Origin of the sequence: Saccharopolyspora antimicrobica, from assembly GCF_003635025.1 — a bacterium.
GTDB classification, from domain to species: Bacteria; Actinomycetota; Actinomycetes; order Mycobacteriales; family Pseudonocardiaceae; genus Saccharopolyspora; species Saccharopolyspora antimicrobica.
This window is the reverse complement of record NZ_RBXX01000002.1, coordinates 2,239,697-2,260,034: the sequence shown is the minus strand read 5'-3', so window position 1 is coordinate 2,260,034 and position 20,338 is coordinate 2,239,697. Positions and strand designations below refer to the sequence as shown.

At 71.2% G+C, this 20,338-nt stretch carries 21 protein-coding genes; 17 read left to right on the top strand and 4 right to left on the bottom strand.

The features are described from left to right. Nucleotides 1-47 precede the first annotated feature (47 nt). On the top strand, nt 48-296 hold the full coding sequence (locus ATL45_RS11015) for an HC3 family zinc finger protein (RefSeq protein WP_093156424.1): 249 nt from the start codon (nt 48-50) through the stop codon (nt 294-296). After that, nucleotides 296-577: a hypothetical protein gene (locus ATL45_RS11010; RefSeq protein WP_121505320.1), complete on the top strand. Its 282-nt coding sequence runs from the start codon at nt 296-298 to the stop codon at nt 575-577. Before ATL45_RS11015 ends, ATL45_RS11010 begins: the two co-directional genes overlap by 1 nt. A 113-nt stretch (nt 578-690) precedes the next feature. Here ATL45_RS11010 and ATL45_RS11005 read toward each other — a convergent pair whose 3' ends face one another. Continuing rightward, on the bottom strand, nt 691-954 hold the full coding sequence (locus ATL45_RS11005; protein WP_093156428.1) for an FAD-dependent oxidoreductase: 264 nt from the start codon (nt 952-954) through the stop codon (nt 691-693). A gap of 74 nt (nt 955-1,028) precedes the next feature. Further along, entirely contained in the window at nt 1,029-1,955 is a 927-nt protein-coding gene (locus ATL45_RS11000) for a zinc-binding dehydrogenase (protein WP_093156429.1), read from the bottom strand. Nucleotides 1,956-2,032: 77 nt separating this feature from the next. On the opposite strand from ATL45_RS11000, the gene ATL45_RS10995 reads away from it, so the two are divergent. Continuing rightward, nucleotides 2,033-2,668, top strand: coding sequence for a TetR/AcrR family transcriptional regulator (locus tag ATL45_RS10995; protein WP_093156431.1), 636 nt, complete (start codon nt 2,033-2,035; stop codon nt 2,666-2,668). Between the two features lie 26 nt (nt 2,669-2,694). On the opposite strand, the gene ATL45_RS10990 is transcribed toward ATL45_RS10995, so the two are convergent. Then, nucleotides 2,695-3,543, bottom strand: a complete 849-nt coding sequence (locus tag ATL45_RS10990) for a helix-turn-helix domain-containing protein (RefSeq protein ID WP_093156432.1) — start codon at nt 3,541-3,543, stop codon at nt 2,695-2,697. Nucleotides 3,544-3,644: 101 nt separating this feature from the next. On the opposite strand from ATL45_RS10990, the gene ATL45_RS10985 reads away from it, so the two are divergent. The 6 genes from ATL45_RS10985 (at nt 3,645) to ATL45_RS10960 (ending at nt 8,544) form a co-directional block, all read left to right on the top strand. Next, nucleotides 3,645-4,190: a YceI family protein gene (locus ATL45_RS10985; RefSeq protein WP_093156434.1), complete on the top strand. Its 546-nt coding sequence runs from the start codon at nt 3,645-3,647 to the stop codon at nt 4,188-4,190. Between the two features lie 221 nt (nt 4,191-4,411). After that, the gene (locus ATL45_RS10980) at nt 4,412-5,008 is read left to right on the top strand and encodes a hypothetical protein (protein WP_143121714.1); all 597 of its coding nucleotides are present in this window, start codon (nt 4,412-4,414) and stop codon (nt 5,006-5,008) included. 455 nt (nt 5,009-5,463) lie between these two features. Beyond that, entirely contained in the window at nt 5,464-6,009 is a 546-nt protein-coding gene (locus ATL45_RS10975; protein WP_170210213.1) for a M23 family metallopeptidase, read from the top strand. A gap of 258 nt (nt 6,010-6,267) precedes the next feature. Next, entirely contained in the window at nt 6,268-7,080 is an 813-nt protein-coding gene (locus ATL45_RS10970; RefSeq protein WP_093156438.1) for a DUF4231 domain-containing protein, read from the top strand. 165 nt (nt 7,081-7,245) lie between these two features. After that, on the top strand, nt 7,246-7,956 hold the full coding sequence (locus ATL45_RS39315) for a hypothetical protein (protein ID WP_177242036.1): 711 nt from the start codon (nt 7,246-7,248) through the stop codon (nt 7,954-7,956). A 345-nt stretch (nt 7,957-8,301) separates the two neighbouring features. Further along, nucleotides 8,302-8,544, top strand: coding sequence for a hypothetical protein (locus tag ATL45_RS10960; RefSeq protein WP_143121715.1), 243 nt, complete (start codon nt 8,302-8,304; stop codon nt 8,542-8,544). A gap of 130 nt (nt 8,545-8,674) precedes the next feature. Here the strand turns inward: ATL45_RS10960 and ATL45_RS10955 are convergent, their stop codons facing one another. After that, on the bottom strand, nt 8,675-9,163 hold the full coding sequence (locus ATL45_RS10955) for an inorganic diphosphatase (RefSeq protein WP_093156441.1): 489 nt from the start codon (nt 9,161-9,163) through the stop codon (nt 8,675-8,677). A gap of 377 nt (nt 9,164-9,540) precedes the next feature. Between ATL45_RS10955 and dacB the strand changes: the two genes are divergently transcribed. From dacB to folB, 8 genes are all read left to right on the top strand, one after another. Continuing rightward, entirely contained in the window at nt 9,541-12,807 is a 3,267-nt protein-coding gene (gene dacB, locus ATL45_RS10950; protein WP_143121716.1) for a D-alanyl-D-alanine carboxypeptidase/D-alanyl-D-alanine endopeptidase, read from the top strand. Nucleotides 12,808-12,861: 54 nt separating this feature from the next. Then, entirely contained in the window at nt 12,862-13,974 is a 1,113-nt protein-coding gene (locus tag ATL45_RS10945; protein ID WP_093156444.1) for a zinc-dependent metalloprotease, read from the top strand. Nucleotides 13,975-14,034: 60 nt separating this feature from the next. Beyond that, the gene (gene tilS, locus ATL45_RS10940) at nt 14,035-15,021 is read left to right on the top strand and encodes a tRNA lysidine(34) synthetase TilS (RefSeq protein WP_093156446.1); all 987 of its coding nucleotides are present in this window, start codon (nt 14,035-14,037) and stop codon (nt 15,019-15,021) included. Between the two features lie 69 nt (nt 15,022-15,090). Then, nucleotides 15,091-15,645 (top strand): hypoxanthine phosphoribosyltransferase, encoded by a 555-nt coding sequence (hpt, locus tag ATL45_RS10935; RefSeq protein ID WP_093156448.1) that lies wholly within the window; start codon nt 15,091-15,093, stop codon nt 15,643-15,645. 324 nt (nt 15,646-15,969) lie between these two features. Beyond that, on the top strand, nt 15,970-18,309 hold the full coding sequence (gene ftsH, locus ATL45_RS10930; RefSeq protein WP_093156449.1) for an ATP-dependent zinc metalloprotease FtsH: 2,340 nt from the start codon (nt 15,970-15,972) through the stop codon (nt 18,307-18,309). Nucleotides 18,310-18,378: 69 nt separating this feature from the next. Continuing rightward, nucleotides 18,379-18,993 (top strand): GTP cyclohydrolase I FolE, encoded by a 615-nt coding sequence (folE, locus tag ATL45_RS10925; RefSeq protein ID WP_246025815.1) that lies wholly within the window; start codon nt 18,379-18,381, stop codon nt 18,991-18,993. After that, nucleotides 18,993-19,841 carry a dihydropteroate synthase gene (folP, locus tag ATL45_RS10920; protein WP_093156452.1) on the top strand — a complete coding sequence of 283 codons (849 nt, stop codon included), beginning with the start codon at nt 18,993-18,995 and terminating at the stop codon, nt 19,839-19,841. The genes folE and folP overlap by 1 nt, the downstream gene beginning before the upstream one ends. After that, the gene (gene folB, locus ATL45_RS10915) at nt 19,834-20,223 is read left to right on the top strand and encodes a dihydroneopterin aldolase (RefSeq protein ID WP_093156454.1); all 390 of its coding nucleotides are present in this window, start codon (nt 19,834-19,836) and stop codon (nt 20,221-20,223) included. The genes folP and folB overlap by 8 nt, the downstream gene beginning before the upstream one ends. Nucleotides 20,224-20,338 lie beyond the last annotated feature (115 nt).

Genomic DNA, 20,338 nt, shown 5'->3' with positions numbered 1-20,338 from the left:
CCCGACAGCCGGGGCCACCGCTTTCCCTTCGGCAGCTAGGAGAAGCGATGCACGACATGTTCCAGTCGGCGGGTTTGGTCGCGTACTGGCGACCGGTCGACGGTGTGCGGCACGGGTTGTTGCCGACCGAGCCGCCGTATCCCGGTCAGGAGCGGGAAACCCTGTGCGGCACAACGGTGAGCATCGTCAAACCGACCGACCTCGACTGGCTCGCCCCGACCTGCGGCCCGTGCTGGGACGAGGCCCGAAGCCGCCGCGACGCAGCAGAAGTCGCGAACGAGGCAGGTGCGCAGTGATGACAACGGTTCTCGCCCTGATGCAAACACCCGCCAACGCCCTCGCTGCCCTCAGCGTGATTGCAGTCCTGGCCGCGATCACCGCCCTGCTCCCGCTGCGCAGCGGAAACGGTCAGCACGCGCACGCCGGCCCGGGAACGGTGATGGTGTGGCAACTCGTCGACGCGATAGCCGCCGAGACCCGCCATCCCGAAACGCCGCTCCACCAACCACCAGAACCCATCACCTGGCCACCGGAGCAAGAGGAGTACACCGGCCGCCACCGGCTGATTCCGATGTAGCGACGCCAGCAGCCGCTGACCTCCCGTTTCAGGCCCGTGAGTGTTTTGTGTGGCTATAGCGACACAAAGCACTCACGGGCTCTGACCAGGCACGGGAGGCTGTTCTCGGATGGTCAGAGGCTGGCGTCGATCCGTTCGAAGCCCCGCGTGCCGTTCAGCTCCAGGTCGTCGTAGAGCTCGGCGCTCGCGCGCGCCAGTTCGGTCAGCACCGGGATCTCGTTGAGCAATCCCGCGAAACCGGGTGCCAGGCCGGTCGAACCCGCCAGCCGGCCGACCGGCCCTCGGTCCAGCACCGTCACCGAGACGTCATCGGGCAGCAGCGCCGCGATCGACGATCCGCCGATTCCGCCGCCGATCACCACGGTCTTCCTGGCCATGCCCACAACCTGCGGGAAGTCCCAGGTGGTGCGAAAACCGTTTCGGCACTGGATGATTCGCCCGGACGGGACGATCAGGCGATCTCCAGGACCGCCTTGCCGTGCAGGGTCCGGCCGAGCAGGGCGCCGACGGCTTCCTCGGCTCGGTCCCAGGTGCCGCGCCACGAGACCTGCGGGTCGAGCTCGCCCGCCGCGACGCGCTCGGCCAGCCAGGTCAGGTCCGGGGCGAGGTTCCGGTGGCTGAGCAGGAAGAACGTGACGATCGAGCGGTTGTACCTGCCCCAGTCGCCGTACATGGCGCCGTGCGGGAAGTGCTCGGCCTGGCCCGCGGAGTGCCCGATCGCGACCAGCGTGCCGTTCTCCGCGAGCCGGTCGTGGGCCGCGACCAGCTGGGGGCCGCCGACCATGTCGAGCACGCCGTCCACGATGCCGGATTCCGACGGTTCGGAAACGACTTCGTGGGCACCGAGCGCGCGCAGGCCCGCTGCGTGCGCGGCCGGGTTGCCGGTCGACGCGGTGATGTGCGCGCCGCCCATCTTGGCGAGCTGCACGGCGTAGCGGCCCGTTCCGCCGGTGGCGCCGGTGATCAGCAGCTTCCTGCCGAGGATCGGGCCGACGCGGTGCAGCGCGCGCAGTGCGGTGGCGGCCGCCACCGGAATGGTGCTGATGGCGCCGAGGTCGGCTTCCGGCGGCACGATGCCGATCAGATCCGTGTCCACGGCGCGGTACTCGGCCCAGCCGCCATCCGCGGCGAGCGTGACGACCAGGGTGCCTGCGGCCGGGCCGGAGCCGTCGGCGGCGGGGCGCTCGATCACCCCGGCCGCGTCCCAGCCGAGCACAGTCCCCTCGGGCGCGCGCTCGATGCCCACCTTGACCTCGCCGTAGTTGAGGGAGGTCGCGACCACCCTGACCAGGGCTTGGTTCGGTGCGGGCTCGGGCACGGGGGCTTCGCCGAGGCGGAGACCGCTGGGCGTGGAGCGGTCGACGAGGAGTGCGCGCATGGGGACCTCCGGAGACAAAGTGTTACTGAGTGCCGAAAGTCTATGAGTCACGTTTGGTGTGCGGTAAACTGTTTGTGATGAGCACCTCACCACCCGCCTCGCTCCGCGAGCGCAAGAAGCAGCGCACCCGGCAGGCGTTGATCGACACCGCGCTGGCGAAGTTCACCGAGCAGGGCTTCGACGGCACCACGCTCGACGAGCTGTGCGAGGCGGTCGAGGTCTCGAAGACCACGTTCTTCCGCTACTTCGGCGGCAAGGAGGACGTGGCGCTGGCCCCGGTCGAGGACATGTGGACCGCTTTCGTCGCGGACCTCGGATCGCGTGAGCCAGGTAGCAGGTCCCTGGTCGAGGTGCTGCAGGAATCCCTGCTCAGCGCGCTGTCCGGGATGCCCGGCGAGGACTGGGCGCAGCGACTGCTGCTGAGCAGGCGGATCGCCGCCGGGATGCCGTCCATCGACGCGCACGGCAAGCACTTCTGCGAGCGGACCACCAACGAGGCGGTCGACGTGCTGCGGGCGCGGTTCGGCCTGTCCGACCAGGTCGACCTGCGCGCGCGGCTGGCGATGGACCTGGTGATCGCCGCGTTCCACCGCGCGCTGGAGCTGTGGTTGCAGCGCGCGGATTCGCACACCCGCGACGAGCTCGCCGACTGCGTCCGGGAGGTGTTCGCCGCCGTTCCCGGCGTGCTGGAGGTCTCCGTCGACTCAGCCTGAACGCCTTGCTCTGCGAGCGTGGTTGCTCAGACGGCGCGCAGGGCTCCGGGATGGCGGCCGTTGAGGCGGTCGAGGGCCAGGGAGGTCACGTCGTCGCCCGGCACGTAGACGACCAGGCGCTGGGAGTCGAGGTCGGCCAGGTCCATGATCTCGAAGTTCAGCAGCAGCTCGCCGACCTCCGGGTGCACCCACCGCTCCGACCCGGAGCGCAGCGCCGGGGTGGGCGACCTGCGGAACCGGTCGGTGAACTCGCTGCCGACCGCGGACAGCTCCGCGACCAGCTGCATCGAGTGCGGGTCCTGCTCGTGGGAGCCGAGCTTGAGGTGGTTGGCCTGCGCGTCCGCGAGCAGCGGCCAGTCCGGGTGCGCGTCGCGGGCGCGGGGATCGGTGAACAGGTAGCGCGGCAGGTTCGGCGGTTCGCCGTCCAGGACGCCGAGCGGGCCCGCGAGCCGCTGGTAGCCGGCGGTGTGGGCGAGCACGTCGCCGATGCGGTTGATCACCAGCGCGGGGCTCGGTTCGAGCCGGTCGAGGACCGCTCGCACGCCCGGCCGCACCTGCTGGACCGGCGGTTCGGCCACGCTCGGGCACAGCGCGGTCGGCTTGTTGTGGCCGAGGATCACCCACAGCTGCTCGCGGTCGGACACCGACAGCTGCAGCGCTCCGACCAGGGCGGACAGCACCTCCGCCGACGGGTGGCGGTCGCGGCCCTGCTCGAGCCTGGTCAGGTACTCGACGCTGATCCCGGCCAGCATGGCCAGCTCGGATCGCCGCAACCCCGGCGTGCGCCGCCGCGTCCCTGTGGGCAACCCCACATCCGCGGGCTGCACCGCTTCGCGGCGGGCCCGCAGGAAGTCGCCGAACTGGTTCTCGCGCACGTCTCGAACCTAGCGCGTCCTGCCGGGCGGAGGGTGTCCCTGGGAGGACCAGTCTCCGCGCGGTCTCCCCAGGGCCGGGCGGGACCAGCAGTGTTTCCGGCATGACCTCTCGAACCAACGCACTCCCGCTCATCGCCGGCCGCTGGGCGCTCGACACGTTCCACTCCTCGGTCGGCTTCGCGATCCGGCACCTCGGCGTGTCCAAGGTGCGCGGCCGGTTCACCGCGTTCGACGCCGAACTCGTCGTCGGGGAGACGCTGGCGGACAGCGCGATCAACGCGACCGTCGAGCTCGGCTCCATCGACACCGGCAACGCCGACCGCGACGCGCACGTCCTCGCCGGCGACATGCTCGACGTCGAGAAGCGCCCCACCATGTCCTTCCGCTCCACCGGCATCCGCGGTGACGGCGAGGAGTGGACGCTCGACGGTGAGCTCACCATCGGCGAGGTGACCCGGGAGATCAGCTTCGCCGTGGAGTTCGGCGGCGTCGAGGACGTCTTCGACGGCAGCAGGCACGCCGGGTTCGAGGCGACCGGGCAGATCCGGCGCAGCGACTTCGGCATCGGCTTCGGCGCGGGCGAGGCGATCCTGGGCGACGTCGTCAAGATCCAGCTGGACGTGCAGTTCATCGAACCGGCGGAGTGACGCCCTCCCGACTGCCATCGGTCACGTCGTCGCTGGTCAGATGCCGTGAGCGTTTTGTGTCGCTATAGCAACACAAAACGCTCACGGCCGCTGTGCAGGCGGAACGTCCTGGCTCGGCTGAAGTTTTGGTGTCGGGCACCGATTCCAAGCGACGCCGTCGACGCTCGGCGCTGCGTGGACGGGCGTGCGTATCGTGGTGGTACCGCTTCGGGAGGGGGAACGTGTCCCAGCGCCGCTACTGCGTCGACGACGCCGATCAGTGGGCAGGTTGGTCGTACTACGGGGCCGCTCATCGGTACGACGTTCACGGCACTCCCGAGGCCGCTTCCGCCTGTGCGCGGGCGATGGATCAGCTCGAAGCCGCCGGTGATGAGGCCCGGTTGCGCGAGCTCGCTCTCGCGGACGGCGATCGGTGTGCCTTCGTCCGCTTGATCGAGGTCATGGTGGACGGGGATCGGATCGATGATCTGCGGGCCTTGGCGCGGGGCGGCGATGATCGCGCGTTCGCGACGCTCATGGAGCTGCTGTTCCGCACCGATCGCGTCGAGCAGCTGCGCGCCGAGGTCGGCGAGTTCGCGAGCGCTCGGTTGTGGCTGGCGCAGCTGCATCTCCGCCGCGGTGAGGTCGATGCCGGGCTCGCGGAGCTCGCGGCCGCGGAGCTCGATCCCGAGCACGGGCGGAGCGCGCACTCCGAGCGGATCGCGCAGCTGCTCCGGTTCGGCCGGTTGGCGGAGGTCCGCGCGATGGCCGAGGCCGGGGACCGGGTCGCTGCCCGGCGGCTGCGGCAGTTCGAGCGGGAGCTTGATCGCTCGCAGTAGCAGCGGCATGGTGGCGTCACTCGTCCGAGTGGAACCGGTCGATCGCGAGATCAACTGGTGAGGTGCGCCGGAGCGGCTGGTGCGGATTAGCTCGATCCGGTGAGCTTCGGCGGGGTGGAGGGGTGAATCCGGGGCCTCGCGTCCGGTCGGCACCGTCCGTGAGGAGTGGAACGGTCTTCGGATTCCTCGCCGGTGCGGTTCACCGATAATCGCGACCACTGTGGACTCTCGGTGTTCGCGGCGCTTTCTTGTGGCGGACTTCCGGAGTCGTCCGGGGGAGTCGTGGAAATCGCGCCGGCTCATGCCATCGGGCCAATTCCGGAATGCGCTCCCGGAGCGCCTCGGTTGGAATCTCCCCGGGCCGCCCCGCGCCGGATCGAACCGAATTCGGCGCGCCCGCGCCAATTCAGCCCGGCCACCGCCCGGTGCGGCGGATGGCGGGAGGAGTGGAATCGATGGCAATTCGAGAGAGGACCGCGCTCGGCGGCCTCACCGTCCTGTTCGCGGTCAGCATCGGCAGCGTCGCCACCGACCTGTCCGCCGCCGTCACCGCACCCGTCGCGCGCACCGTGCCCGCGGCCTACTTCGCTGCTCCGCGGCCTGCGCCGGACGAGGAGTGGGTGGCGCCGACCGAGGGCGAGATCAGCAGCGGCTTCGGCGAGCGGTGGGGATCGGTGCACCACGGCGTCGACGTGGCCAACGAGGTCGGAACGCCGATCCGGGCCGCTTCGGCGGGAGTCGTCATCGATTTCGGCCCGGCGAGCGGATACGGCCTGTGGATCAGGATCGAGCACCCGCACGACGTCATTTCCACCTACGGCCACATCGACACCGGATTCGTGGCGGTCGGGCAATCCGTGCGGGCCGGTGAGGTGATCGCGACGATGGGCGATCGCGGCGAATCCACCGGACCGCACCTGCACTTCCAGCTGGACGTCGCGGGCGTGCCCGTCGATCCGGTGCGGTTCTACGCCGAGCGGGACGCCGAATTGCTCGGCTGATCCGCCGGACCCGGTTGCGAGGTGCGCGGCGGGCGCTGCCACAGTGTCAGGCCCGGAGCCGGTCGCGCCGCCAGAGATCGCGCCACCCGCTGTTATCACTGCGGAGTATCGCGCGGCGATCGACCTGCGAATCCAGCGGCGATCACCCGGCGCAGCCGGAAGTGGTCCGGAAGGCCGAACCTCCCATCACCCTCCTGGCCGATTGTCGTGGTGCTCCGGAAGCTACTTCGATCGCATCAACGCGCTGGAAGGATAGTGATGGAGCGAGTGGACACAGCCGGCATCGTCGGCGGCGGCGTGCTCTCCGGAGAGCACCGGCCCGCGGACTGGGACCGCCGGATCGCCGAGCGTTCCGAGCAGCTCTACCGCAACCGCATGGTCCAGCGGTTGCTGCTGCTCTGGGCGGTGCCCGGCAACCTGCTGCTGATCGTCCTCGGGGTGGTCGCGCTGGCGTTATGGGGCATCGCGGTGCCGGCCGCGGTGATGTTCGCGCTGGCGGTCGCATCGATCGCGGTGGCGGCGAAGTTCGTCTACCGGCAGCACTTTAGGGTTCGCGCCGTGGAGGCAGAACTGCGTGCGCTGGAGCACGGCTACCGCGAGCACCTGCTGGACGAACTCGGCGACGGGGACCTGCTGGTCGCGCACAAGCGCTACCGCGCGCAGCTCCCGGAGCTGGTCGAGCGCTACCGCGGCGAGGCCCGGCGCGACCGGTGGAAGGACAACGCCCTGCAGACGGTGGTGGTGGGCGGTTCGATAGTCGCCGCGGTGGTGACCGCGACCGCGATGTCCGTTGTGGACGTTCGCTGGGTGGCGGCGGTGCTGAGCTTGCTGGTCGCGGTGGCCGCGGCGTTCGCTGGGTACGCCAAGTACCGGGATCGCGCGCAGGCGTTGCAGCAGACCGCGGATTCCCTGGAGCGGGAGTACGAAGCGGTGGAGCTGCGGGTCGGCCGGTACCGCAGGTTCGACCGCGAGCGCGAGGCGTACGCGGAGTTCGCCGACGCCGTGGACGCGCTGCGGGCCGAGCAGGTGCGGCGGTTGCCGTCGGCAGCGGTCGACGCGCCCGGCCAGTAGTCGCGATAGGCGTCATGTCGCTCGAAAGTGGGGCCCACGAACGGTGATTCGGTCACTCGTCGTTTACATTTCCCACTTGCGTGATCGCTGAATAGTGGAGGTTGATCCTTCCGTAATCTCCGCCGCGGACACAGGAAGTCGGCCTGTGCAGAGAGGAGCATTGCGATGAAGCGCACCCTTACGGCCGCGGCCGCAGTACTGGTCAGCGGTGCCGGTGCCGTTGGCTTCGCCGGCGCCGCGAACGCCGAAACCCCGCAGCTGCCCGCCGAACTGCCCACGGACAACAACCTCGCGCAGACCGCGTTCCACGCCGCGGGCACGCTGCACTCCGCGCAGCAGACCGTCGGCGACGTGGTTCCGCTGGGCAAGCAGCTCTCCGGCCGCAGCGGCGACCAGGTCGGCGGTCTCGCCGGTGGCGCCCTCACCGGGCTGACGCAGGGCGACGTGGTCGGCAACCTCGCGGGCAAGACCCTCGGCAGCCTGCCGGTCGGCGATGTCGTCCCGGCCGGGCAGACGCTGCCCGCGGGCCGCAGCGGCGCGGAGCAGCTGCTGCCGCCCGGCGTCGCCCCGGCGCTGGAGCAGCTGCAGCCCGGCATTCCGCAGACCAAGCCCGCACCGCTGCCCGCGCAGGACCTGAACGTGGTCGGCGAGACGGTCAACGGCGTGGCCGGTGCGACCCCGCTGGGCCGCGCCGGCGACCTCGTCGGCGTCGCCGAAGGCACCACCGGCGTGGTCAGCGACCTGACCGGCGGCCTGCCGCAGACCCTGCCGGTCGGCCGCGCGACCCCGGACGTCCTGCCGGCCGGTGCCGGGGAGAAGGTCAACGACCTGCTCGCCCACGGCCCGCTCGGCGGCGTCAACCAGCTCGGCAGCTGATCCACCGCGGCGGGACCGGGCGCCTCCGCCCGCGCCGGAACGCCGTAGTGCCCAGGGCGGCCCCGAGATCAGCGCTGCCCGATCGGCGGGCGCGGATCGAACCGGCCGAGGCCGGTAGCCCCCGAACGAAGACTCGATGGCCCTCGCGATGCCGCGGGGGCCATCGCTGTTCTCGACCGTCGACTGTGGATGGCGCAGGACGCTTTGCCCGGTATGGCCCGGTATTCCGGTGTTCGACTGGGCCGAACGCGTGAAGCGGCGCTGGGCCGAACGGGTGGAGTGCCGCCAGGCGGCATCATGACGCGGCTGCTCGCGCATTTCCCCTCCGCGATGGGAGGGGACGCGATGTTGTGGTCGATTGCAGTGGTCGCGGTGGGGCTGGTGCTCGCCGCGCCCGGAGCCCGCAGGTACCTGCTCCGGCGCCGGGCGGTGGCCCGGGCGCGGACCGAGCTGGCCTGGTTCTACCAGCGGCGCCCGGAGCGCGAGCGCTTCACGCCGGGCAGCGGGAAGCACGCTTCGACGGTGCCGGTGGTGGTGCTGCGCCGGGTCGACGGCACGCCGCTGGGACACGTGCCGCGGTCTCGCTGAGGTGGACTCCACAGAGTTGTCCACAGGCTGGGTGAGTTATCCCCAGGCCTGTGGACAACTGGGCCTGCGCAGCGCAAAACAAAGCCCTCCCTCGCGCGAAGCGGGGAGGGCTCGTTTTGCGGGCCGGGTTTCAGTGACCCTGCTCCTTGAGCCGCTCGTACGAGCGCTTGATCTCCTCTTCGGCCTCCGTGCGGCCGACCCAGGTCGCGCCTTCCACGCTCTTGCCCGGTTCCAGGTCCTTGTACACCTCGAAGAAGTGCTGGATCTCCAGCCGGTAGAACTCGGAGAGGTGGTGGATGTCGCGGAGGTGCTCCTGGCGCGGGTCGTCCGAGGGCACGCAGATGACCTTGTCGTCGCCGCCCTTCTCGTCCCGCATCCGGAACATGCCGATGGCGCGCGACTTGATCAGGCAACCCGGGAAGGTCGGCTCCTGGACCAGCACCAGCGCGTCCAACGGGTCGCCGTCCTCGCCGAGGGTGTCCTCGATGAATCCGTAGTCGGCCGGGTACTGGGTGGCGGTGAACAGCGTGCGGTCGAGGCGGATCCGCCCCGTCTCGTGGTCCACCTCGTACTTGTTCCGGTTCCCCTTGGGGATCTCGATCGTGACGTCGAAGTCCACGCGGTTCCTCACTCGTCTTGCGTCGGATGCAGCCGCCCGCTCCGGTGCGCGGCCACGTCTAGTGTGGACCACGGCAGCGCACCGAGCCCCACCGCAGTGCGGGAGCTCGCAATCTGGCAGGCTGGCGATCCGTCGAGGAGGAGCACGTGCCCGAACCCCAGAACAACCGGGGTGAGGTGGCCGAAACCGGCGCTCGGGCGTCGTCGTCGGACAACGAGAGCCCAAGCCCAACCGCTGCGTCGTCGCCGAACCGACCTGCGGAAGCCCCCGCCCCGGAGGCGTCGGACACCACCCCATCAGAGCCCGAGCGCACCGCGGAAACCGCCGAGCAGCCGGATGGAGCTGAGACGAAGCGCACAGCCGCGGTGTCGAAGCGCGTGTCGGGTGCGCTCGTCGAGCCGGAGGCGGAGACGGCGCGGTTGCAGACCGTCGAGGACGAGCGCGAGACGACCCGGCTGAAGACCGTTGAAGACGAGCGCGAGACCGCTCGGCTGCAGACCGCCGAGAGCCAGGACGCGAGCGCCTCGAAGCGCGTCGCGGGAAACCTCTCCGACGAGCCGGAAGCCACCGAGGACGCAGCTGCGGAGCCTGCTGACGCCGAAGCTCCCGCCGACCCGACCGATGACGACGCCGTCGAAGCGGCGGACAGCGCTGGTCAAGGTGCTTCCGAGGAACCGGGGAACGACTCGGCGGAGCAGGAGACTCCGGACGATTCGGAACCTGCTGGTCAGGACGCCGCGGCTGATTCGACCGAGGAGCCGAGCCCGGCCGAATCCGCTGATCAGGACGACGAGGCGGCTGCCGAGCCGAGCGAGGACGAGCCCTCGGATTCCGCTGCTGACCAGAACGACAGCACTGCTGGTGGTGAGGGCGGCACGGTGAACGGTCGCGTCACCGGAACCGTCGATGTCGACGGTGAGGAACCGGAGCGCGCCGCCGAACCGACTCAGGCAGACGCAGACTCGGCCGACGGTTCGGAGTCCGGTGATGAACCGGCATCCGATGCCGCTCCCGAAGAGGAACAGCCCGCCGAGAGCTCCGATGAGCCGGAGGCTGCCGACGAGAACTCGGCGGCGAGCGATGTTTCCGCTGGTGAGCAGGACGACGCCGACGCGGGAGCGACTGAAGGGGCTTCGTCGGAGGGCGATGCCGATCAGTCGGCCGCTGACGAGGACACCGCTGAGGCCGACTCGACGAGCAACGAGTCGGCAGGCGATGCGGAAGCCGCCGAGCAGTCCGAGCCGGAGGCTGACGACGATCAGCCGGACGACGCTGAGGAGAGCGTCGCCGAAGCTGCGGCGAGCGGTGATTCCGCAGGTGAGCAGGCCGACGACGAGTCCGCTGCCGATGAGCAGGCTGCGGAGGAAGCCGACGAGCAGGATTCGTCGGAAGACGCGGGCGAGCAGTCGGACGATGCGGCCGAGACCGTTTCGGTGAGCGTTGTTTCCGCTGATGAGAAGCCTGCCGGCCAGGAGGAGCAGGCGCCGTCGGACGACGCCGATGAGGAGTCGGTGTCCTGGCCTTCGGCCGAAGAACCTCCGGCGGAGGACGCCGCCGACGAGGCGGCTCCGGACGACGATGCGGAGGACGGCCCGACCGGGCCGGTCGTTCCGCCGCCGACCGCCGTCGAGCAGACCCAGCAGTTCAAGCCGATCACCGACGCGCCGCCGCCCGCCGTCGAGCGGACGCAGGCGATCGGCCGGGTCGACAGCACGCAGCAGGTGCCGCGGGTTCCCGCCGCTCCCGAGGAGCGGGCGGCCGAGAGCACCCAGCTGATCGCCAAGGTGCCTGCCGAGACCGAGGTGGAGCGCACCACCCGGCTCGAACTCTCCGACCTCGCCGAGCTGCGGAAATCCGCCGACCCGGGCCCGGCGACGCAGCGGATCCCGGTGGTGCCGCCGGTCGAGCCCGCCGAGCGGACCCAGCAGTTCGCCCGCCCGGACTTCAACGCTCCGCGCCCGGCGTCACCGGCCGACTTCGCCGGCCTGACCGCCCCGTCCGCGTCGCCGGGGGACTCCGCCGGGCTGGACGCGCCGACCGCGTCACCAGGCGACTTCCCCGGGTTGAGCGCGCCGACCGCGTCGCCCGACGACTTCGCCGGGATCACCGCGCCGCACGTCAAGCCGCAGGCCCCGACTCCGCCGCCGGTCGCCTCGCCCGAGGACTTCGCCGGACTGCGGGCGCAGCCCGCGCGCATCGACCCGCCGAACGCGGCCTCCGCCGCCGGGTTGCGGGCGCAACCGCAGCACGTCGGGCAGGCGCAGCCCGCCGCGCCGGCGAAGCGGAGCCGCAAGGGGCTCATCGCCGTCGCCGCGGCGGTCGTCGTGCTGCTCGCCGCGGGCATCGGCTTCGGGCCGCAGCTGCTGCTGCAAGCGCAGATCGAGGACCCGCCGCCGCCCGTCCGGCTCGACCCGTCGATCAAGCCGCTGGCCCAGGACACACCGCAGCCCACGCCGTCCGGCGTCGCGGCGGTCCTGGCCGGTCCGCTGAGCAACCCCGCGCTGGGCACCCTCGCCGGGATCGTGCGGGACGCCCGCACCGGGCAGGTGCTGTGGTCGCAGACCCCGGACCAGGCCCTGGTCCCGGCCTCGACCGGCAAGCTGCTCGCGATGAGCGCGGCGCTGCTCGTCCTCGACCACGACCAGCGGCTGACCACCAAGGTGGTGCGCGGCAGCCAGCCGGGCAGCGTGGTGCTGGTCGGCGGCGGCGACGTGACGCTGTCGACGCTGCCGCCCGGCCAGGAGTCGGTGTACCCGGGAGCCGCCCGGTTCGACGACCTGATCCAGCAGGTGCGGGAGGCGACCGGCGGGAACGTGACCTCGGTGCAGGTGGACACCGGCCGCTACAAGGAACCGGACCTGGCGAAGGGCTGGCTGCCGGGCGACGTGCGCGCCGGGATGATGGCGCCGATGGAGCCGGTGATGCTCAACGGCGGCCGCGACGACCCGACCCAGGAGTACAGCCCGCGGAGCGAGCAGCCGGCGAGGCAGGCCGCGCAGCGGCTCGCCGACGCCTTCGGCGCGACGGTGGCCGGGGAGGTCACGGCGCCGGGCAACGGTGAGGTCCTGGGCCAGGTGCAGTCGCCGACGGTGCAGGAGATGGTCGACATCGCGATGCTGCACTCCGACAACATGCTCGCCGAGGTGCTCGCGCACGAGGTGGCCATCGCGACCGGTCACTACCCGTCGTTCGAGGGCTCGTGGAAGGCCGTGCGCAAGGTGCTGGCGGACCACGGCTTCGACGTCAGCGGCACCGAGATGGCCGACGGCAGCGGGCTGTCGGTCGACGACCGCGCCACGCCCAAGCTGCTCGCGGAGCTGCTGACCACGGCGACCACCGAGGCCAGCCCGGAGGGCGGGCTGCCGCCGCAGGCCGCGAAGCTGCGGGGCCTGCTGACCGGGCTGCCGGTGGCGGGCGGCAGCGGCAGCCTGGAGGGCCGCTACGGAAGCAGCGACGGCCGCGGCTGGGTGCGGGCGAAGACCGGCACCTTGACCGGCGTCAACAGCCTGGCGGGCACGGTCGTGACGAAGGACGGCAGGCTGCTGGTGTTCGCGCTGATGTCCAACGGGCCGGGCACGCCGGACGAGGGGCGCAAGGCGCTGGACGCCGTCACCGGAGCGCTGCACAGCTGCGGTTGCCGCTGATCGCCGCGGCCGAGCCCGGCGACAGGGCACCGAGCAGCGGGTACGGTCGGTCATGTGAACGCCCGACCTTCCACCCTGCCGACGCCGGGCGCGGCAGGGGAGCACCGGCCGCTGGACTGGAACGTCGCCGTCGCCACCGCGGTCCGGCTGATGAAGCCGGGCCCCGAGGTGCCGCGAGCGGAGGCTGAGCACGCGGTCCGCTCGCTGCGCCGGTTCAGCGTCGAGGCCGAGAGCCACGTGCGCGACGTGACCGGGCTCGGCCAGGAGCTGCCGAACATCGCCGGCGACGTCGTGGACCGGCCGGCCTGGGTGCACGGCGCGGCGCACGGCCTGGCCGCCCTGACCGACGCCGCGCTGTCCTCGGCCGATGCCCGGATGCAGCGCGTCGACGACCTCTTCGCCGGGCTGAGCTCGCGCAGCGCCGGGGTGCAGGCCGGGCTCGTGCTCGCCTACCTCGGCGGCAAGGTGCTGGGGCAGTTCGACCCGTACGGCGAGTCCGGCGCGGCCGGGCAGCGCGGTCGGCTGCTGCTGGTGGCGCCGAACATCGTCGCGGCCCAGCGCTCCCTCGGCGTGCCCGCCGACGACTTCTCGATGTGGGTGTGCCTGCACGAATCCACGCACCGGCTGCAGTTCAACGCGGTGCCGTGGCTGCGCGAGCACTTCTCCGAGAGCCTCGGCATCCTGCTCGCGGAGATGGAGGGCACCACCGGTGAGCTGCTGAGCAGGCTGCCGGCGGTGCTGCGGGAAGCCCGCGCGGCCCGCTCCGGCGACTCCAGCCCCGGCATGCTCGGCGTGATCGAACTGCTGCAAACGCCCCAGCAGCGCCTGGCGCTGGACCGCATCATCGCGATCTCCACGCTCCTGGAGGGCCACGCGGACCACGTGATGGACGCGGTGGGTCCGCGAGTGGTGCCGAGCGTGGCGACGATCCGCAGCCGCTTCACCGAACGCCGCAAGGGCGGCGGCCTGCTGGACCGCATCCTGCGCAGCCTCCTCGGCGTGGACGCGAAGATCCGCCAGTACGCCCAGGGCGCGGCCTTCACCCGCCACGTCGTCGACAAGGTTGGCATGACCGGCTTCAACGCCGTCTGGACCTCACCGGAGCACCTGCCCACCCGCTCCGAGATCTCCGCCCCCGACACCTGGATCCGCCGCATCCACGGCTGAGACCGGTGAAGGGCGCGGGTGCTGCTCATCGTTCCTCCCGGTGGGCGGGAGAATGACGGCGTGCCGCCGCCTCCCGCCGTCAGCGCCGTCCGCGGCGCCGTCCGGCGCCTGCTCGGCTCCGCCGAAGCCGCGCCCTTCCGGGGCGCTCCGCTGGTCGTCGCGTGCTCCGGCGGCGCTGACTCGCTGGCGCTCGCCGCTGCCGCTTCGCACGCTGCCCGGCACGCGGGCGTCGCGCTCCGCGCTGTCGTGGTGGACCACGGGCTCCAGGTCGGCTCCGCCGACGTCGCCGCTCGCGCCGCTCAGCAGCTCACCGGGCTCGGTGCCGTCGCCGAGGTGGTGACGGTGCAGGTCGACGGCCCTGGCGGTCCCGAGGCCGCAGCGCGCCGCGCGCGGTACCGGGTGCTGCGCGAGAAGCGGCCGCCCGGTTCGCTCGTCCTGCTCGGGCACACCCTCGACGACCAGGCCGAAACCGTGCTGCTCGGATTGGGGCGCGGTTCGGGGGCGCGGTCGATCTCGGGGATGCGGCCGGTGGATCCGCCGTGGGCGCGGCCGTTCCTGGGCGTGCGGCGGGAGACCACCGAGGCGGCCTGCCGGGAGCTCGGGCTCGAACCCTGGCGCGATCCGCACAACGCCGATGCCCGGTTCACCCGTGTGCGGTTGCGCACAGAAGTTCTTCCACTGATGGAAGACGTTTTGCAAGGTGGCGTTCACGAAGCGTTGGCCCGGACCGCGCAGCAGCTGCGGGAGGACGCCGACGCGCTGGACGCGCTGGCCGCCGCAGAGCGCCGCCGGGTCGCCGCAGGTGATGGGCTGGATGCCTTGGCGCTGAAGGAGATTCCGGCCGCGCTGCGGCGTCGGGTGGTGAGGGCGTGGCTGCTCGACCGGGGCGTGCCGGAGGTGACCGATGCGCACCTGCGGGCCGCCGACGCGCTGGTGTCGGACTGGCGCGGGCAGGGCGGACCGAGGTTGCCGGGTGACTTTGTGCTTTCCCGCGCGCATGGCACGCTTCAAGTCGGAGGGGCGGGTCGCAAGCCGCCGAATGGCTGACGGGCGACGCGCTTGTTCGACACCGGGGCGGGCAGCACCGGAGATCCGACGACGAGGGGAAGCCGGGCCGTGTACGACGGCGACATTGCTTCTGTGCTCATCAGCGAGCAGCAGATCAAGGACAAGGTCACCGAGTTGGCCAAGCAGGTCGACGAGGACTACCAGCAGGCCGGCGGGGATCTGCTGCTGGTGGGCGTGCTCAAGGGCGCGGTGATGTTCATGACCGACTTCGCGCGGGCGCTGCCGCAGCCCGCCCAGCTGGAGTTCATGGCGGTCAGCTCGTACGGCTCGTCGACCTCCTCGTCCGGGGTGGTGCGGATCCTGAAGGACCTGGACCGCGACATCGCGGGCAGGCACGTGCTGATCGTCGAGGACATCATCGACTCCGGGCTGACGCTGTCCTGGCTGCTGAAGAACCTCAGCTCGCGCAACCCCGCCTCGCTGGAGGTCTGCACGCTGCTGCGCAAGCCGGACGCGGTGCAGGTCGACGTGCCGGTGCGCTACGTCGGCTTCGACATCCCGAACGAGTTCGTGGTCGGCTACGGCCTGGACTACGCCGAGCGCTACCGTGACCTCCCTTACATCGGCACGCTGGACCCGAAGGTCTACACCTCCGGCATCTGAGGATTCTCAGAGCCTGTCGGCGGTCGTTTTGCGCGGGTGGTCGCTTTGCGTAGCCACTCGAAGCGGCCGCCGCCGCTTGCGCAAGCACGGACAGCATTCGCCGACGGGCTTTCGGGCGTGCCCGGTTCGACCCTCCTGCCCCGCGCGGGCGGGTCGACCGGATACGCTGTTCAACCTGTGTCGGGTTCGGCGTGGTCGGGCCCGCACATCGGCCGGTACGCTGGTCTGAAGGGGTTGACGGCGACGATGAAGTGTGTCTGCCGAGCAGCCGTCGCCCGAAGTGACAGTCAGGGAGGGTCGAGGCCGCCCGTCGGCCGCAAGTGAATGGACCGAAAGCGCCTGCTCCGCAATCCGCTGCTGTGGATCCTCATCGCTTTTCTGTTGATCTTGTCCTTCAACGTGCTCTTCGACGAGACGCGCGCCTACCGCGAAGTCTCCACGTCGCAGGCGCTCGAGCAGATCGCTCAGGGCAAGGTCAAGGAAGCGACCATCGAGGACAAGGAGCAGCGGGTCCGGCTGACCCTTAATGACGGCCAGAACTTCGATGGCAGCAACCAGCTGATCGCGCAGTACCCCGCGGGGGCCACCGACAAGGTGGTCGACGAGATCCGCAATGCGCACGTGCCGGTGTGGAACACCAAGGTCTCCCAGGACTCGTTCTGGGTGCAGATGCTGTTCTACCTGGTGCCCATCGGCCTGCTCGTGCTGCTGCTGATGTGGATGATGAACAACGTCCAGGGCGGCGGGAACCGCGTCCTGAACTTCGGCAAGTCCAAGGCCAAGCAGCTCACCAAGGACATGCCCAAGACGCTGTTCACCGACGTCGCCGGCGCCGATGAGGCCGTCGAGGAGCTGCACGAGATCAAGGACTTCCTGCAGAACCCCGGCCGCTACCAGGCGCTGGGCGCGAAGATCCCGAAGGGCGTGCTGCTCTACGGCCCGCCCGGCACCGGTAAGACGCTGCTCGCGCGCGCGGTCGCCGGTGAGGCCGGAGTGCCGTTCTACTCCATCTCCGGTTCCGACTTCGTCGAGATGTTCGTCGGTGTCGGCGCCTCCCGGGTCCGCGACCTGTTCGAGCAGGCCAAGCAGAACGCGCCCTGCATCATCTTCGTCGACGAGATCGACGCGGTCGGCCGCCAGCGCGGCGCCGGCCTCGGCGGCGGGCACGACGAGCGGGAGCAGACCCTCAACCAGCTGCTGGTCGAGATGGACGGCTTCGACTCGCGCGGCGGCATCATCCTGATCGCCGCCACCAACCGCCCGGACATCCTGGACCCGGCGCTGCTGCGCCCGGGCCGCTTCGACCGGCAGATCCCGGTGTCCGCGCCGGACCTGCGCGGCCGCCGCGCGATCCTGGGCGTGCACTCCAAGGGCAAGCCGCTGGCCCAGGACGTCGACATGGAGAGCCTGGCCAAGCGCACCGTCGGCTTCTCCGGCGCCGACCTGGAGAACGTGGTCAACGAGGCCGCGCTGCTCACCGCGCGCGAGAACGGCCAGCTGATCACCGCCGCGGCCATGGAGGAAGCGGTCGACCGGGTGGTCGGCGGCCCGCGCCGGAAGAGCAAGATCGTCTCCGAGCGGGACAAGAAGATCACCGCCTACCACGAAGGCGGGCACGCGCTCGCCGCGTGGGCGATGCCCGACCTGGAGCCGGTCTACAAGCTGACGATCCTGCCGCGCGGTCGCACCGGCGGGCACGCCCTCGTCGTCCCCGAGGACGACAAGGACATGATGACCCGCTCGGAGATGATCGCCCGGCTGGTGTTCGCGCTGGGCGGCCGCTCCGCGGAGGAGCTGATCTTCCACGAGCCGACCACCGGTGCCTCCAGCGACATCGAGCAGGCCACCAAGATCGCCCGCGCGATGGTCACCGAGTACGGCATGACCGCCCGCCTGGGCGCGGTGAAGTACGGCAAGGAGGAGGGCGACCCGTTCCTGGGCCGCACCGCCGGCCAGCAGCCGAACTACTCGCTCGAGGTCGCGCACGAGATCGACGAGGAGGTGCGGCGCCTCATCGAGGCCGCGCACACCGAGGCGTGGGAGGTGCTCAGCACCTACCGCGACGTGCTCGACGACCTGGTGCTGGAGCTCATCGAGAAGGAGACGCTGAACCGCAAGGACCTGGAGCGGATCTTCGCCCGCGTGGAGAAGCGGCCCAGGATCACCGCGTTCAACGACTTCGGTGGTCGCACGCCGTCGGACAAGCCGCCGATCAAGACCCCCGGCGAGCTGGCCAAGGAGCGCGGCGAGCCGTGGCCGCCGGTCAAGGAGGAGCCGACCCCGGCTCCCGCCGCACCGGTGAACCAGAACGGCGCCCAGCCGACCCACGGTCAGCAGGAGCCGACGCCTGCCGGTGCCGGTGCCAACCAGGGCACCGTGCAGATCCAGCAGCCGCAGCCCGGCCAGTACGGCCAGCCGCCGCAGGCGGTGCCGCCGAACTACGGCGCGCCGCCCGGGTGGACCCCGGCGACCACGCCGTCGGGCTCGTCCAACTACTCCGGTGGCCAGCAGCAGTACAACTGGACGCCGTCCTGGGAGCGCGGGCCGCAGCAGGCCGAGCACCCGGCGACGCCGGAGTCCGGCGAGCAGCAGGCCGAGCAGGCTCCGCGCCAGGAGGGCTCGGACCCGGCTCAGGAGAACGGCAGCGGCAACCAGAGCCGCTGACACCGGTTCGCCGCACGGCGATCCGGGCAGTGGAGGAACGAAGAATTGACCAGTTCGGTCGACGAGCCGATCGGGACGGGAGACGACTCCCGTCCCGACGGCTCTTTTCATGCGCCCCAGTTCGATCACGCGCGCGCCGAGGCCGCGGTGCGCGAGCTCCTGCTCGCCGCCGGTGAGGACCCGGAGCGGGAGGGCCTGCGCGACACGCCCGCCCGCGTGGCCCGCGCCTACCAGGAGCTCTTCGCCGGGCTCTACACCAACCCGGACGAGGTCCTGGACAAGACCTTCGACGAGGCCCACGAGGAACTCGTCCTGGTCCGCGACATCCCGGTGTACTCCCAGTGCGAACACCACCTGCTGCCCTTCCACGGGTATGCGCACGTGGGGTACATCCCGAACGAGAAGGGGCGGGTGACCGGGCTGTCGAAGCTGGCCCGGCTGGTCGACCTCTACGCCAAGCGGCCGCAGGTGCAGGAGCGGCTGACCTCGCAGATCGCCGATGCGCTGGTGCGCAGGCTGGAGCCGCGCGGCGTGATCGTGGTGATCGACGCCGAGCACCTGTGCATGGGCATGCGCGGCGTGCGCAAGGCCGGTTCCACCACCACGACGTCGGCGGTGCGCGGCCAGTTCCGCAGCTCGGCGTCCTCGCGCTCCGAGGCGTTGTCGCTGATCAGGGGTCGCTGATGCATCCGCGGTTGCCGCAGCCGGCGCGGTGCGCGGTGATGGGCGTGCTGAACGTGACGCCGGATTCGTTCTCCGACGGCGGGCGCTACCTGGACCGGGACGCGGCCGTCGCGCACGGCGTGGAGATGCACCGGCTGGGCGCCGACATCATCGACGTCGGCGGCGAGTCGACGCGGCCCGGCTCGGAGCGAGTCGACGCCGATACCGAGATCGCCCGGGTGCTGCCGGTGGTCCGCGAGCTGGTCGCGGCGGGCGTGCCGGTCAGCGTCGACACAACCCGCGCGGCGGTGGCCGCGGCCACCGCGGAAGCCGGGGCGGCGGTGATCAACGACGTCTCCGGCGGGCTGGCCGATCCGGACATGGCGCGCGTGGCTGCCGACACCGGGCTGCCGTGGGTGCTGATGCACTGGCGCGGTCACAGCAAGGACATGAACAGCCTCGCCGACTACTCCGACGTGGTCGCCGAGGTGCGCGACGAGCTGCTGCGGCAGGTCGACACCGCGCTGCGGGCCGGGGTGGCGGCGGAGGCCGTCGTGCTGGACCCGGGCCTGGGCTTCGCGAAGACCGGGCGGCACGACTGGCAGCTCCTGCAGCGGCTGGACGCCTTCGTCGAGCTGGGTTTCCCGGTGCTGGTCGGGGCTTCGCGCAAGCGCTTCCTGGGCAGGCTGCTGGCCGACGCCGACGGCACCCCGCGACCGCCCGGCGGGCGCGAGACGGCGACCGCGGTGGTCTCGGCGCTGGCCGCCGACCGAGGTGCGTGGGGCGTGCGGGTGCACGACGTTCGGCAATCGTTGGACGCCGTCGCGGTGACCGCCGCGTGGCGCAGCGGAGGGGAGTTCGGTGGCTGACCGGATCACGCTGACCGGCCTGAAGGTTCGCGGTAACCACGGCGTCTTCGACCACGAGAAGCGCGACGGGCAGGACTTCTTCGTCGACATCACGGTGTGGATCGACCTCGGCGAGGCCGCCTCCAGCGACGACCTGGCCAAGACGGTGCACTACGGGGAGCTGGCCGAGCGCGCGGCGGCGATCGTGGCCGGGCCGCCGAAGGACCTGATCGAGGCGGTGGCCGGCGAGATCGCCGATGACGTGATGACCGACGAGCGGGTGTACGCCACCGAGGTCACCATCCACAAGCCGAGTGCGCCGATCCCGCTGACCTTCGCCGACGTGGCGGTGACCATCCGCCGCTCCCGCCGCGGTGGCCGCGGCCAGGTCGTCCCGGCGTGAGGCGATTTCAATGGAAATCAGGTCTTCGATTTCAATGGAAGTTGCGTGACCCGCGACGTGTCGGGGTCCGACGCGCCGGTGGTGCGTCGGTGTCGCGCGATTTCAATGGAAATCA